Genomic DNA, 15,203 nt, shown 5'->3' with positions numbered 1-15,203 from the left:
AACGCTAATTGGTTTAAATTTATTTCAAAAATTAATATTATTTAATAGAAATGAAGAAGAAAATCTTATTTTTATAAATAAATAAAAAATTTTAAATTTAAACTAAAAAATCATATAATTTATCTATTTATTTAAGTTAAAAAGCCAATTTTATTTTTAAATTGGTTATTTTGTTTTTCCTAAATTTAAAAAAATGTTTTTTATTTTAAAAAAATAATGTATAATGTCATTGTTAAAATTAAGGTTTATAAAATCCATTAACTTTTGTCTTTCTCTCTTAATTTATTAAAAAATGTAAATCCCAAAAAAATAGAAAAATATTCAACATCTAAATTTATTATGAATTTAGAGATTAATTTAAATAAATATGTATTAGATTATTTAGATATTTTTTATAACATTTTTTGAAATTTAAATATTTTTATTTTGGTTATAATTTTTATAATTTATCAATCATTAACTTTTTCGCCTTGAATAGCAATATTTTTTATCTTCATTTTTTTAGGGATATTATTTTCAATAATATTACCAATTTTTGCCTCAATAAAAAATAAAAAACATAATTCCATTTTTTTAAAAACTAAAGAAAATAACGGTTTAAATTACAAAAATTTAATTGAAAATTACAAAAATTTTTACTGATTTAATAAATTAAACATTTTTAAATTTAAAGCATTAGAAAATATAAGTGAAATAAATAATAAAAAATTAAAAACATTAAAAATAAAACAAACTTATAGTTTTTATGAAGAATTAGTTTTTTCATTATTAGAACAAATTAATATTTTATCAATTGCTATTTTAGCTTTATTAAACCCAATAAATAAATTAGTTATATCTATTTCTGAAAATATATTTTCATCATTAAAATATTCAAGTAAAGAAATAATAAATGATGTAAAAGATTTTAAAATAAATAAAACTTTTAAAAACAATATAAATATAGAGAAAAATAATTTTAATAATTACATTAAAAGTTTATCTATTAACGAAATTTTAATTAAAAATTTAAGTATAAATTTTGATGGGAAAATAATTTTTAATAACCTAAATTTAAATTTTAAACTAAATAATAGTTATTTAATTAAAGGTAAATCTGGGGTAGGAAAATCTACCTTAATTAAAATTTTGTTAAACGAAATTGATAAAAATAATTATGATGGAAATATTTTAATAAATAACAATGCATCTTTTTTAGATAATTTAAATATTTTTTATAAAGAATTAATATATTTAGATAACATTGATAATACATATAATTCAAAAGCTATTGATGTTATAACTTTATTTGATGAAAAAATAAATAATGAAAAAATTTTACTTGCAAAAAGAAAATCATTAATTGACTTTGATTTAAATCAAAAATACGATACTTTATCATTAGGACAAAAACAAAGAGTTAAAATCGCTAGATGATTTTATTATGATAAAAAAAATTTAATATTAGATGAAGCATTAGCTGGAATTGACAAATTCAAAAGAATTAAAATTCTAAAAAATATTTTAAGCTTAAAAAATAAAATCATCATAATTGTTTCGCATCATTTTTCAATTGAGGATGAAAAATTATTTAACAATGTTATAGAATTATAATTTTAAATTTAAATACTCTGTAAATTAAACTTTTAAATTTTATAGAAAAATAAAACCCACTATAAATTCCTTTATAGTGGGTAAAATTATTTTAATTTAAAACTAAATTATTAATATAAAAAATAATTTTTTCTTTTACCTTTTCAATTGCGTAAAGATTAATTTTTCTCAAATCATAAAAATTATCATATTTTTTTGTATATTCTTTAAAAGCTTTAATATATTCAACTAACAAATCGCTTGCTATATTAATTTTTACTATTCCTGAATTTATTGCTTTTTTAATAGTGGAAATATCTAGTCCTGAAGTTCCATGCATAACAGGTGAGACACTAAATTCATTTGCTATTTTTTCAATAACACTAAATTCTAATTTAGAAGCTTTTTTCTCAACCCCATGAATAGTCCCAAAAGCAATTGCTAATAGTTCGCTTTTAGTTTTTGTATAAAAATACTTTGCTTTTTCATAAGAAACAATTTGTGCATCATTAGCAATTACATTTTCTTCTTTACCACCTATTTTTCCTATTTCAAGCTCAAGAGTTAAATTTTCAGCTATTTTTTTTGCTTGTAGAGAATTATAAATATTTTCTTCAAACTCTAAATGAGATCCATCATACATTGCAGAATCAAAACCATCATTAACAGCCTTTTTCAATAATTCAAGATCACTACAATGATCTAAATGGAGATAAAAAATACTTTTTGCATTTTTTATTGCTTTTAGTACTGCTGGCACTAAAAGCTCATAATCTGCATATTTTAAAGCGCTAGGGGTTATTTGAATGATCAAAGGAACTTGAGTCTCTTCACCAGCTTTTATTATCGCATTCAGTGTCTCGAGATTAATAATATTAAAAGCTAAAATAGCTTTTTTGCTTTGTTTGAGTTCTTGTAAATAAAGCTTTAAAGATTTTTTATTCATTTTTTTCTAATTTTTTTCTAACTAAATCAGCAACTTTTTCAACATCTGTACCAATAATAATTTGATACCCTTTATTTCCAAGTCTTACAATACCCCTTGCTCCATTAGCAATAATTATATTGTCATCAATTAGCTCTTTGCTATTTGATTTTAATGTAAGTCTAAGTCTTGTTGCGCAATTTTCAACTAATTCAATATTTTCTTTTGTTACTGTTTTAAGAATGATTGATGCTAATGTTTCGTATCTATCATTCGATTTTAGTTTACTTTCGCTAAATTCATTTTTAATATAATTTATATCTTCTTTTTCTCTACCAGGTATTTTTATATCAAAAAATCTGATAGAAAAATAAAAGATAACAAAATAAATACAAAACATTACAATAGAAAATAATCAAATTCAAAGTGGATTCGCTAAAACTCCTACTTGAGTTGAAATTTGTCAACTTCTTGGGAAAGAAATTATATAATCAATAAATCCAGCACTAAAGCCAATTCCAATTGATGCCCCCATTCAAGTTACAAACATATAAAATAAAGATGTTAAAAACGCATTAGCTAAATATAAAAGTGGACTAATAAAAATAAAGGCAAAAATTAATGGTTCATCAATTCCGGTGAGTCAACTTACAAGCGCTGCTCCTCCATAGAAATACATCATTTGTTTTCTTTTGTTTTTATTAGATGTTAAAATCATGGCTAAAGCCGCTCCTGGAAGCCCGCCTAAAAATAATGGGAAAAATCCTGATGTAAATGTACCTGAATTAGTTAATCCCGCTTGGAAAGCTGGAATATCACCATTTATAGTTACAACTTCTCCGGTTAAATTTGTTCCTTCAATCGGTAATTGGAATCAAACAAAAGTATTTAAAATGTGATGAAGACCAAAAGGTTGTAATAATCGATTAAAAAGAGCATAAATTCCTGCTAAAAAACCTTTTAAAAATGTATTAGAACTACTTAAAGAAGTACCTAGTTTTATTAAAATGAACTGAATTAAAGGTCAAACAATAGCAAAAACTAGCGCTAATGGAACAATGGTTAAAATTCCAAGCATCGGAATAAATCTTCTTCCACCAAAAAATGAAAGAGACATTGGTAATTTTATATCTTTAAATCTATTATAAAGAGTTGCTACTATCAAACCGCTAATTATTCCGCCAAAAACCCCCGTATCAAGTTGATATGTTATTTTCCCATTTTTTAAAAAGTATAAAAGCTGGGTTTTATTTTTTAATTCACTAGATGTTAGAACATTATTTCAAATTAAATTAGCTAAAATATTTTCTTTTAATAAAGCACTATAACCTAGCCAAACTATAGCTCCAACTAAAGCAGCTTCACCCCTATTATCTTTTGCAAAACCAAAAGATATTCCTATAGCAAAAATTAATGGTAAATTATCAAAGACTATTTTTCCAGGTGTTTCAATAATTTGACCTAATATTTTAACTCCAAAACTTATACCAAGCGATTCATTAGAATAAGGATCTTGAATTAATGATCCTAATCTTAAAAGTAACGCTGCTATAGGTAAAACAGCAATTGGAAACATTAGTGATTTACCTAATCTTTGTAATCAATTTAAAATTGAATTAAAAAAATTTAATGTAGAATTTTTAGTCATGATTATCTAAACTCTGCACTTTTAAGTGTTTTTTGATCTAATAATTTTGCAGCTTGTTTATCTAAAACAAAAATACAGTTTGGGTGAAGTTGTAAAAACGCAGCCGGAATATCACTATTTGGCTTATCTTCTAACATTTTTTTAGTTACTAGAGCTTTATTTTGACCGAAAGAAATCATAATTATTTTTTTAGTATGATTTAAAATTGTACTTACCCCCATTGTTATAGCTTGTTTGGGAGCGGATTCATAACTAGAAAATTTTTGCTTAGCGATTAAATCATCGATTGTTGCTTTTTCTAGATTAGAAATATGAGTTTTAGAACTAATATCAGTTTTTGGCTCATTATATGCAATATGACCATTTATTCCTAGTGAAATATATTGCAAATCAATTTTATTTTTCGCTATCATATTTTCATAATTTAAAGCTTCTTGCTCTAAATTACTTGCTATTCCATTAGGAATGAAAATATTTTCTTTTTTAATATTTACATAATTAAAAAGATTTTGATTCATTTGATTTATAAATGATTCATTGTGTGAAGGATCGACATTGACAAATTCATCAAGATTAAAGCTTTTAATTTGACTTCAATCACGATTATTTTGTTTATAATCTTCTATTAACAATTTATAAAAATCCAGTGGCGAAGTTCCTGTTGCAAAACCTAAGACCGAATTAGGTTTTGAACTAATTTGTTCAATAAACAAATTAGCCACATATTTATGTAAATCATTAATTTTATCAAAAACTATTATTTTCAAATTTTTAACTCCTTAATGTTAAAAAATGTTCATTATTTTTGTAAAAACATAATGAACAAACAAATTATAGTTTTTTTTTTTTTTTGTAAGCAAAAGGTAAAAAAAGCAAAAAAAGTGCAAAAAAAACGCAATTTTTTACTAAAATAAAAAAACAAATATTATTTTTTAAAAAAATATGAATTTAAAATTAATAATAAAATACAATGTTTTTGAGTTTATATTTTTTGTTTTTTAAAAAACTAAATTATTTTTTTAAAAAAAATAAAAAATAATTTTGCAATCATAATATTTATAACTTTTATCGCCGTTATTATTTTTTTTCTAAAAAAAAAAAAAAGTTTCTACCTATTGATAAAAACTTTTTTCATTTATATTTTTTAAAATTATTCTTCAATATTTATAGTTTCAGTTGTTTTTGAATTTATAACTTCATTTGTTTGAATTGTTGCGAAAATTAAAACAATTAAACCAACTATTGGAATTGTTCATGAAATAAAAGATAATATTCAAATATTACTTAATTTCAATCCTAATTTTTCAACACGTGATGCAATTAAAGCTACATAAGAAAAGCCGGCGATTGATAAAGCTATTGCTAGTAATATTAAGATCACAACCATTGCTAAACCAAAAGATGCTGAAAATAATATAGCAAAAGCGAATAAAAATACAAACACAAACGCAACAATTGACAATATATAAAAAATTCACATTTTTTTTATATAATTTTTAATATGATTCATTTTATTAAGATTCCTTTCGATTTTTTTTAAAAAAATAATTTTAATTTTTTAATTATTATACTATTTTTTAATATTTTTTTTGTTTATTAAAAATAATAATAACATTATAATTAAATAATGATTCAATGATTCCCTGGACATATGTCGAAAGCGATGCGCGAAATAAAAGAAAAAGAAAAAATTTGTGATTTATTTTTAATTGTTTTAGATGCAAGAGCCCCCATTAGTTCATATAACGAAGATTTTGATAAAATTTCACCTCATAAACCTAGATTATTTGTTATTGCAAAAAAAGATTATGGTGATGAAAACAAGCTTGAGTTATTAATTAAAAAATTCGAAAATTCTAATAAATCAAAGGCAATATTAGTTAATTTGAAAAATAATTCTTCAAAAAAAATAATTTTAAAAAATATCCATTCATTATTGAACGAAAAAAAAGAAAAAGATTTAAAAAAGGGTTTTTTAAAACCACAGATGAGAGTTTTTGTTTTAGGGGTGCCTAATAGTGGAAAATCAACATTAATCAATTTATTAGCTTCTTCTAAAGCTAAAGTAGGCGATAAACCTGGAGTTACTAAATCTCAACAATGAATTAAAACACAAGATATTCAATTATTAGATACACCAGGTATTTTATGACCAAAATTTGATGATCAATTAATAGCTATGAAACTAGCAATTATTGGTTCGATAAATCCAGAAATAATACCCAAAAGAACATTTTTTACTTTTGGTTATAAATTGCTATCTAAATACTATCCTGAAAAAATTAAAAAACTAAATTTAGAACCTACCGAAGATGAGATAGAAATTTATAATAATTTATATAAATTAGCTAAAAATAAAAACTTTTTATTAAAAAATAACCAATTGGATATTGAAAAAACTACTCAGTGATTTATAATATATTTAAGAAAATTAATTAATGTTACATACGATTAGGGGATTTATGTCAAAAAAATTATTAGTACTAATTCACGATAAATTTCAAGATTATGAATTAATTGCTGTTTTATCAACTTTAATAAAAGCTAAAGTTTTCACTGAAATTAATTATTTTAATTTTGCTGATATTACTGATTTTAACGGACAATATAATTTAGTAAATATAAAAAATGATAAAGAGAAAATTTATCAGAAACTATATAATTATGATGCAATTTTTATCCCTGGTGGACAAGGGGCGCAATTATTAAGAAAAGATAGCAAAGCATTAAATTTAATTTCTGATTTTATAAAAAAAGAAAAATGAGTTTTTGCGATTTGCGATGCGCCAAATGCACTTTTTGAAAATAATGTATTTGATCCTGATACCCACTATACAGCTTATCCAATTGATAATCAAATAAAAGGAACTAATTTCACAAATAATGATGTTGTACAAGATAAAAACATTATAACAGCTAGAAGCGCGAGTTGCTCACTAAATTTAGCGTTAAAAATAATTGAAATATTTAATGGTATAGATGCAAAAAACCAAATAGAAAAAAGCTTAAATGGAGCTTAATTTTATTTGGTTTTTTAATTGTTTAATTTATTCTAAAAAAAACTTTCACAAAAAATATTATCTATTCATAGAAACAAGTTTTTCTTAAGTAAAAATTAATATTTTATTTTTCTCATTTATTATTTTTAATTTTATTAAACATTTTTTTAGCAATAAAATCAACATCAAATTGTATTTTAGATAAAAATAAAAAAAGTTCTTTGGAAACATCGATTTCTTCGTTATTTTCATTTATTATATTTTTTAATAAATGTTTTTCATTTTTTAGTAACCCAATTATTTTTAAATTAAAAATTTTGTTTTTTTCTAAGATTTTTTTTATGCTATTTATCTGATGAATCCCACCGTCAGTAATAATTAAATCTATTTTTGCAAAGTAATTTTTCTTTTTTTTGATATATTCATTAATAACTTTTTCCATTAAATCTAAATCAAAAATTTTATTTTTTTCTTTATGGAGATAAAAGAAATTTTGATTTTTTATGTTTTCATTTTCTTTGTAAAACATAATTAAACTAATCGGAATGTTATCTGGAGTAAAAGAATTATCTACAATTAAAAAATTTTTTATTTTTCCAACATTTATTTTTTTTGCTAACTCATTGAAAATATTGTTTTTTTCTTTATCTTTTTTTAATAAAAGACTTATTTTTTCTAAAGAGTTATTTTCCAAAAGTAATAAATTATTTTTTAATTCACCTTTAATAGGGAAATAAAATTTATCATTAAAATCAAAAAGAGATAAATTTAATAAATTTTTGAAATTACTTTTTATAATTATTCTATCAGGCATAATATTATTTTTATAAAAAGTGGTTATAAATTCATTAATAAAATCATTTAAAGCTATTTTTTTTTCAAAAATTTCTTCAACAAAATTAAACAAATGTCCTCATCTATAAAAATAAATGAAAACAACAAATTTTTTTTCGATTTCTATAAAAATAATAAAGTCAAAATGTTTGTTAGTTTTTAATTGAATAAATTGATTTTCTAATAAATTTTTTTTGAAAAATTCTAAAGCTTTTTTTATTTCTAAAGCAACTTCTAATTGAACATCATCTTTTTTAGCTTTTTCATAAATACTTTTTAAATATGTGAAAAAATTAGATTTTTCATTCTTGAAAATATTTTTAATTTTTTCAAAAACAATATTTATCTTTTGTGAAGTTCATTCACTTTGTTTTATAAGGAAACCATTTTTATATAAAAATTCTTTTTCTAAAATTTTTTTAATAAAACTTAAACCAAATTTAGGTGGAAAAGGCCCGAAAAAAAAAGCATTTTTATCATAAACATATTTGTGTTTAATTTGAAATTTAATACCTTTATTTTTAGTAACAACTAAATAAGGATATTTACCATTGTTTTTCAATAAAATATTATATTTTGGGTATAAAAATTCAATTTGATTAGCTTCTAAAATTAAAGCGCTTTTTTCATTTTTTGTAATTGTAAATTCAAAATCATCAATTTCTTCAACCATTTTAAAAGTATAAAAAGAATTTTGAGTTCCTTTAAAATATTGCAACATTCTGTTTTTTAAATTTACTGATTTTCCTATATATATAATTTCGCCTTTACTTTTTCAAAAATATACCCCTGGTTTTTCAGGAACTTCATTTTTTATTTTTTCTATTATTTTTACAATCATGGTTGAAATATTATAAAAGATAAAATAAGGCCAATTATAAAAAGAAAGTAAATTGGTTTCTTTTTTTTGTATCAAAAAAAAGAAAAAATACTATAGCTAGGAACAAAAATAAAAAGAGCAATCAATCTTCAATCAGAGAAAAAACTTAATTTTGCACTTGTATTTTTATCTACTAAATTTGCATAATCATTAATAGATCTATTAAAATTAATATTTGGCAACATTGTTGAAATTAATAATTGAATACCCAAGGCAAAAAGAATACCTGATAAAACTGGATTTATATATTTAATAATATTGGATAAATAACGATTTTGTTTACTTTTTTTAATTAACTTAATAGAAATAATCATCATTAATATCGCTGGTAAACAAAATAAAATATAAGTTAAAATTGAAATAAATATTCCTCATCATGCGTTGTCAGAAATTAATAAACCAGTGAAAGTGGCAAATTTTGTTGAAACAACTCCAGGTGTAAAGTTTGAAATTGTAAAAACTAAATCAATTTTTTCTTGTGTTATGTTAAAACCAAAGGTTTTGGCTAAAAATAACCAAAAAGACTGAAAGATAGGCATAAATATTTGTCCGCCACCAAAAACAATTAAACTAATAATAACAACAGCTAATAATGAAAAAAGAATTCCCCCAATAAGTAAAAGCATTATTTATCTCCTTTTTTCTTATTTTTAAGTTTAATAAATTCTAAAATAAAAATAACAAGTATTATTAAAATTAAAGGAATTGCTGGGATGTTGAAAGGGCTAGGGACGAATAAACAAAAAAATAAAGTAAATAAAAAAAGACTAATTCAAACAATAATATTTAATTGACTAAAACTACTTTTTAAAAATCTATAGGCAAAAGCAAAAATAATTCCAATAAGTGCAGAAATTACTCCAACATTAATCACATATAAATATTTATTAGGTAAAAATGTCGCAAAATAATATAAAACCATAGCTAATGAGACGTGAGGTAAAACAGCTAAAAGTACAACTAGTATTCCTTTTATTTTACCTAATTGTTTTATAGAAACATAGGAAAGAATCTCTATTACTGCTGGGCCAGGAATTAAATTACAAGCAATAAGTGCTTCATTAAATTCTTCATCAGTAAGTCATTTGTATTTTTTTACAGCAAATTCTCTTATAACAGGCATGATTGCATTTCCGCCACCAAAACCTACAAATGTACATTTAATTATGAAGAAAAAAACTTTTCAAAAACTATTATTTTTCATTTAAAAATTATATTTAATATTTTTTTTAAAAAAACTAAATTATTTTTTTTATTAAAAAAACTCTTAAATGTTCTTCGCAATTCAACCACTTAAGAGTTATTGTTTTTAGATAATAAAATTATTTATATTTAAATTAATAAAAATATTTAAAAATTGTTTTTTATTTTAATTACTGTTATCCATATTTTTACTTGCTTCTTCTAAATTTTTGCTAGTTTCTTCTAAAATTGAATATGGAAAAAATAAATATGATAAAAATGAACTCACTTTTCCTTTTGAATTTTTATTATCTTTATATGTTTTAATTTTTATAAAATAAACAACATTAACAATTGTTAAAATTATTAAAATTATTGGAATAACAAATATAAAAAGATAGCCAATTTTATCGCTAAAATAGCTAGTAAAAATATCTATAATTACAATAATCAATAAAATAATAGAAATAATACTTAAAATATAAACGAATTTAAATTTATTAATGTTTTTTTTAATATCCATCAGTTATATTCGAACCTTAACTTTAAAAGCAATGCTAAATTTTATTTTTTTTAATCATTTTTAAATTGATTAAAATATTTTAAATAACTAAAAAATTATTCATATTTTTCAATTATTTTTTGCATTTATTTTGTTAAAATTGTCATCCTTTCAATATTGATTTTTCTGCATAATCATTTAATAGAACTATCAATTTTCTGCTATTGCTTAAATTAGAATTTTTTTACATTTAAATTATAAAACTTTTAACAAAAAACAACAAAATTTTAAAAAAAAGATTTGTAAATTCTAATATTTTATTTTTTTTGTAAATGTTTAATTATTTTTTAATTTTAATTTGCAAAATATAGTAAAATTTAAAAATAAATTTTTAAAGAGGTTGTTTTATGTTGGAAATAAAGAATTTATCAAAGGTTTTTTCTGATAAAAAACTTTTTACAAATGTTAATTTAAAATTTACTGAAGGTAACACATATGGAATTATTGGGGCAAATGGAGCTGGAAAATCAACTTTTTTAAAAATATTATCAGGGCAAGTTGAATCTTCTTCTGGTGAAATAATAAAAGACAAAAATCAAAGAATTTCAGTTTTATCTCAAGATCATAATATGTATGATGATTTTAACGTAACAGATGTTGTTATTATGGGTAATGAACTTTTATATAACATTCAAAAAGAAAAAAATGCGATTTATGAAAATCCAGAATCAACTGAAAAAGATTATACAAGAGCTGGAGAATTAGAAGAACAATATGGTTTATTAGGCGGTTGAAGCGCTGAAAATGATGCTCAAATTTTATTGTCTGCTTTAGATATCCCAAAAGAAAAATGAAATTCTAAAATGTGTGACTTAAAAGCTTCTCAAAAAGTTAAAGTTTTATTGGCGAAAGCGCTTTTTGGAAATCCGGATATTTTAATAATGGATGAGCCAACTAACCATTTAGATTTAAAAGCAATTAAATGATTAGAAAATTTTTTAATTGATTATCAAAATATTGTAATAGTTGTTTCTCATGATAGTGATTTTTTAGATCAAATATGTACACATATAGTTGATATTGATTTCTCGGAAGCAAAAATGTTCGCTGGTAATTATACTTTTTGAAAAGAATCATCAACACTTTTAAGAGAAATGCAAAAAAATGCAAACGCTAAAAAAGAAGAACAAATTGAAAAATTACAAGCATTTATCGCTAAATTCTCAGCTAATGCTTCAAAATCATCTCAAGCTACATCAAGAAAAAAATCACTTGAGAAAATTCAACTTGAAGAAATTAAACCTTCATCTAGAAAATATCCATTTATTAGATTTGATATTTTTAGACAACCAGGAAAACAAATCTTAACTGTAGAAGATTTATCATACCAAAATCCAGTGACTAAAGAATTTTTATTTCAAAATTTATCTTTTCAAATACTTCCAAATGAAAAAATGGTTCTTTTAGGTGAAGATGACGTTGCAAAAACTAAATTATTAGAAATTTTAGCAGGAATAGAAACGCCAACTGGCGGAAGTGTAAAATGAGGAACAACTATTAAGTATGAATATTTCCCTTCAGATAATTCAAAATATTTTACAAAAAATGAAAATTTAATTGAATGATTAAGTAAATGACCACTGGATAATGAATTAGAAGAAAATAAAGATAATTCAGATCATAAAATAAGAAGCTTTTTAGGAAGAATGCTTTTTAGTGGCGATTCTGTATTTAAAAATGCTCAAGTAACATCTGGAGGCGAAAAAGCTAGATTAATGTTTTCCAGAATGATGTTAAAAGAAGCTAATTTTTTAATTTTTGATCAACCTTTAGATCATTTAGATACTGAATCGATCGACTCTGTGATCGAAGGATTAGAACAATATAAATCTGCGATGATTTTTACGACTTATAATCGTGCTTTTGTTAAAAAAGTGTCTAATGTTATTTTAGAAATAAAAAATGATTCATCCTTTATTTTTAGAGGTACATTAGATGAATATGAAGAAAAAATGGGGTATTAATAATGTTTGATACAATTGCAGCTATTTCATCAGGTAATAACATTAATCAAGCTATTTCAATAATTAGAGTCACCGGGCCTGATGCTTTTAAAATTGTAAAAAAAATTTTTACTGGTAAGGTTGGAGAATCTAATCAAATTACATATGGTTTTATTAAAGAAAAAGGTAAAAAAATTGATGAAGTATTAGTAGCTTGATTTAAAGGGACTAAAAATTTTATTGGAGAAGATACTGTTGAAATTAATGCTCATGGCGGTATTGTTGTAACTAATTTAATTTTAGAACTTTTATTAGTTAATGGAGCTAGATTAGCAGAGCCTGGTGAATTTTCAAGAAGAGCTTTTTTAAATGGTAAAATCGATTTAATTAAAGCAGAAGCTATAAATGATTTAATTCATGCTAAAACAAAAAAACAAGCAAATTTATCTGCTCGTAAATTAGATAGAAAAACTTCAAATTTTATTGAAGAATTAATCGATAGAGTTTCTTACTTAATTGCAGGAATTGAAGTAAATATTGATTATCCTGAATATGACGATGTTGATGAAATTACTCGCGATCTTTTATGAGTAAAATTAGAAGATTTAGAACTACTATTAGAAGAAGTTGTTAAACAATCTGAAAGATCTAGAATTATTTCTAACGGAGTAAATGTTGCTATTGTAGGGAAACCTAATGTTGGTAAATCTTCTTTATTAAATTGTTTATTAAATGAAGAAAAAGCTATAGTATCTTCTGTTAGTGGAACAACTAGAGATGTTGTTGAAGGTCAATTTGTTTTAAACGAAATTTTATATACTATTAAAGATACAGCAGGAATAAGAGAATCAAAAAATCAGATTGAAAATATTGGAATGGAAAAAACTTTTGAACAAATAAAACAATCAGAAATGATTATTCACTTAATAGATGGGACGAAAAAAGAAGATGAATTTGATAAATTAATCAAGACTAAATCAAAAAAGAAAATATATATTAAAGTTTATAATAAATTAGATTTAGTAGATAAAAAAGATATTAAAAATAATTCTAGTATTTGAATTAGTGCAAAAAACAAAAACATTGATAGTTTAGAAAAAAAACTAAATTCTATTGCAAAAGAAATCGATTTTGATAGTGAATTTGTAGTCACAAATACAAGACAATTAGCGCTAATTAAATCAGCTTACAAAAATATAAAAATAGCAAAAAAATCTATTGAAAAAAATAATGGCCCTGAAGTAGTTATAGTTGATCTTGTTAAAGCATGAGAAAATCTTCAAGATATCCAAGGTAATTCTGATAATGAAAAATTATTAGATACTATTTTTAAAAATTTTTGTTTAGGTAAATAAAAAACAAGAAAAACAATATAATATTTAATATAATAAAAATACTAAATATTATATTGTTTTTTATATTGTTAAATTATTAAAAAATTAAAGGTGTTAAATGGAAAGTTTAGAAATTGAATACAAATGAGATATACCGGAAAAAGAAAAAAAATTAAAAGAAGAAATTGTCTCTTTTTTAAACGCTGATGGAGGGGAAATTCATTTAGGTGTAAAAGACAACGGGGAAATAGATACGGAATTAATTAAAGCAAAAAGAAAAATATGGGAAGATAAAATATCCAATTGAATAAAAAATGCTTTTTTAGAAGATGTCACACATCTTATAAAAATATTTCCGAATGAAATCCCTTTTAAAATCAAAATAAATAAAGGAGATAATAAACCTTACTGTGTAAGGGAAGGGTCCATTTTTAATTACAGTGAAGTTTATATAAGAATATCTTCAAAAAAACAAAAAGCAAATAGTGAACAAGTTGAAAGATTAATTTTAGAAAAAAAAGCTAGCAAGTTTGAAAATTGACGATCAAAAGTACAAAGTTTAACTTTTAATTATTTACAAACTAAATTAGAAAAAGTAAATATTGAATTCAATGAATATAAATTAAGATTTAAAACAGAAAATAATGAATATAATAATTTAGCTTTTTTATTAAGCGATCAAAATGATCGTATTTCTAAATTAATAGTTTTTAATAATGAAAATTTAAATGATATTATTGATAAAAAAGGATTTAAAGGTTCAATTATTAAACAAATTTATGATATTTTTGATTATTTATTTCTTTTCAATAAATTAAAAATAAATTTTAATGGCGGACCGGAAAGACAAGAAAAATATGATTATCCAAAAATAGCTTTAAGAGAAATAATTATTAATTGTTTTTGTCATCGTGATTGAATTGTTGATGAATCTGAAATAATGATAAAAATTTTTTCAGATAAAATAAATATTATTTCCCCCGGACCTATTGTAAGAGGTTTAACTTTAGAGCAAATAAAAAAAGGAGCAAATGCAAGAAGAAATAAAAATTTAGTTGATATTTTAGCAAAACTTAATTTAATTGAAAATTATGGAACGGGTATTGAAAGAGTTTTTGAAAGTTATTCTGATTTTTATAAAAAACCTGATTTTAATTTAGATAATAATAATTTTTCAGTAATTCTTTATAATAAAAATTATAAAAAAAATATCATTGTGTCACACAAACAAAATGATACTTTAAAATCCGAAAATGATACTCTAGATAGTAAAAATATTACTTTAAAACTTGAAAATGATGCTTTAAAATCCGAAAATATTACT

14 protein-coding genes are annotated in these 15,203 nt (G+C 22.1%); 6 read left to right on the top strand and 8 right to left on the bottom strand.

What is annotated here, in order from left to right; genetic code table 4:
- Positions 1-339 precede the first annotated feature (339 nt).
- The gene (locus tag T403_RS0103505; RefSeq protein WP_156933562.1) at positions 340-1,593 is read left to right on the top strand and encodes an ATP-binding cassette domain-containing protein; all 1,254 of its coding nucleotides are present in this window, start codon (positions 340-342) and stop codon (positions 1,591-1,593) included.
- Between the two features lie 91 nt (positions 1,594-1,684).
- Here the strand turns inward: T403_RS0103505 and T403_RS0103500 are convergent, their stop codons facing one another.
- The 4 genes from T403_RS0103500 to T403_RS0103485 form a co-directional block, all read right to left on the bottom strand.
- The gene (locus T403_RS0103500; RefSeq protein WP_051619154.1) at positions 1,685-2,518 is read right to left on the bottom strand and encodes a class II fructose-bisphosphate aldolase; all 834 of its coding nucleotides are present in this window, start codon (positions 2,516-2,518) and stop codon (positions 1,685-1,687) included.
- Complete coding sequence (locus tag T403_RS0103495) at positions 2,511-4,145, bottom strand: PTS transporter subunit EIIC (RefSeq protein WP_033161433.1); 1,635 nt, start codon at positions 4,143-4,145, stop codon at positions 2,511-2,513. Before T403_RS0103495 ends, T403_RS0103500 begins: the two co-directional genes overlap by 8 nt.
- Before the next feature lie 2 nt (positions 4,146-4,147).
- Positions 4,148-4,912 (bottom strand): glucosamine-6-phosphate deaminase, encoded by a 765-nt coding sequence (locus T403_RS0103490; RefSeq protein ID WP_033161432.1) that lies wholly within the window; start codon positions 4,910-4,912, stop codon positions 4,148-4,150.
- 383 nt (positions 4,913-5,295) lie between these two features.
- The gene (locus T403_RS0103485) at positions 5,296-5,655 is read right to left on the bottom strand and encodes a hypothetical protein (RefSeq protein WP_033161431.1); all 360 of its coding nucleotides are present in this window, start codon (positions 5,653-5,655) and stop codon (positions 5,296-5,298) included.
- 117 nt (positions 5,656-5,772) lie between these two features.
- Between T403_RS0103485 and ylqF the strand changes: the two genes are divergently transcribed.
- On the top strand, positions 5,773-6,600 hold the full coding sequence (gene ylqF / locus T403_RS0103480; RefSeq protein ID WP_240532068.1) for a ribosome biogenesis GTPase YlqF: 828 nt from the start codon (positions 5,773-5,775) through the stop codon (positions 6,598-6,600).
- 7 nt (positions 6,601-6,607) lie between these two features.
- Positions 6,608-7,165, top strand: coding sequence for a DJ-1/PfpI family protein (locus T403_RS0103475; protein ID WP_033161429.1), 558 nt, complete (start codon positions 6,608-6,610; stop codon positions 7,163-7,165).
- Between the two features lie 103 nt (positions 7,166-7,268).
- Here T403_RS0103475 and T403_RS0103470 read toward each other — a convergent pair whose 3' ends face one another.
- The 4 genes from T403_RS0103470 to T403_RS0103455 all read right to left on the bottom strand — a co-directional run bounded on the left by T403_RS0103470 (position 7,269) and on the right by T403_RS0103455 (position 10,563).
- Positions 7,269-8,819 (bottom strand): GIY-YIG nuclease family protein, encoded by a 1,551-nt coding sequence (locus T403_RS0103470; protein ID WP_033161428.1) that lies wholly within the window; start codon positions 8,817-8,819, stop codon positions 7,269-7,271.
- Positions 8,810-9,484 carry a chromate transporter gene (locus T403_RS0103465; protein WP_033161427.1) on the bottom strand — a complete coding sequence of 225 codons (675 nt, stop codon included), beginning with the start codon at positions 9,482-9,484 and terminating at the stop codon, positions 8,810-8,812. The genes T403_RS0103470 and T403_RS0103465 overlap by 10 nt, the downstream gene beginning before the upstream one ends.
- Positions 9,484-10,062: a chromate transporter gene (locus tag T403_RS0103460; RefSeq protein ID WP_033161426.1), complete on the bottom strand. Its 579-nt coding sequence runs from the start codon at positions 10,060-10,062 to the stop codon at positions 9,484-9,486. The genes T403_RS0103465 and T403_RS0103460 overlap by 1 nt, the downstream gene beginning before the upstream one ends.
- Before the next feature lie 165 nt (positions 10,063-10,227).
- Positions 10,228-10,563: a hypothetical protein gene (locus tag T403_RS0103455; RefSeq protein ID WP_033161425.1), complete on the bottom strand. Its 336-nt coding sequence runs from the start codon at positions 10,561-10,563 to the stop codon at positions 10,228-10,230.
- 386 nt (positions 10,564-10,949) lie between these two features.
- Between T403_RS0103455 and T403_RS0103450 the strand changes: the two genes are divergently transcribed.
- The 3 genes from T403_RS0103450 to T403_RS0103440 all read left to right on the top strand — a co-directional run.
- Entirely contained in the window at positions 10,950-12,566 is a 1,617-nt protein-coding gene (locus T403_RS0103450) for an ABC-F family ATP-binding cassette domain-containing protein (protein WP_033161424.1), read from the top strand.
- A 2-nt stretch (positions 12,567-12,568) separates the two neighbouring features.
- On the top strand, positions 12,569-13,900 hold the full coding sequence (mnmE, locus tag T403_RS0103445) for a tRNA uridine-5-carboxymethylaminomethyl(34) synthesis GTPase MnmE (protein WP_318024007.1): 1,332 nt from the start codon (positions 12,569-12,571) through the stop codon (positions 13,898-13,900).
- A gap of 97 nt (positions 13,901-13,997) precedes the next feature.
- The coding region (locus T403_RS0103440) for an ATP-binding protein (protein WP_051619149.1) at positions 13,998-15,203 on the top strand (1,206 nt) is incomplete at its 3' end.

Origin of the sequence: Mycoplasma collis ATCC 35278, assembly GCF_000701825.1 — a bacterium.
In the GTDB taxonomy this organism is placed as follows: Bacteria; Bacillota_I; Bacilli_A; order Mycoplasmatales; family Metamycoplasmataceae; genus Mesomycoplasma_A; species Mesomycoplasma_A collis.
The sequence above is the reverse complement of the archived record's forward strand: the minus strand, read 5'-3'. Positions and strand labels throughout refer to the sequence as shown.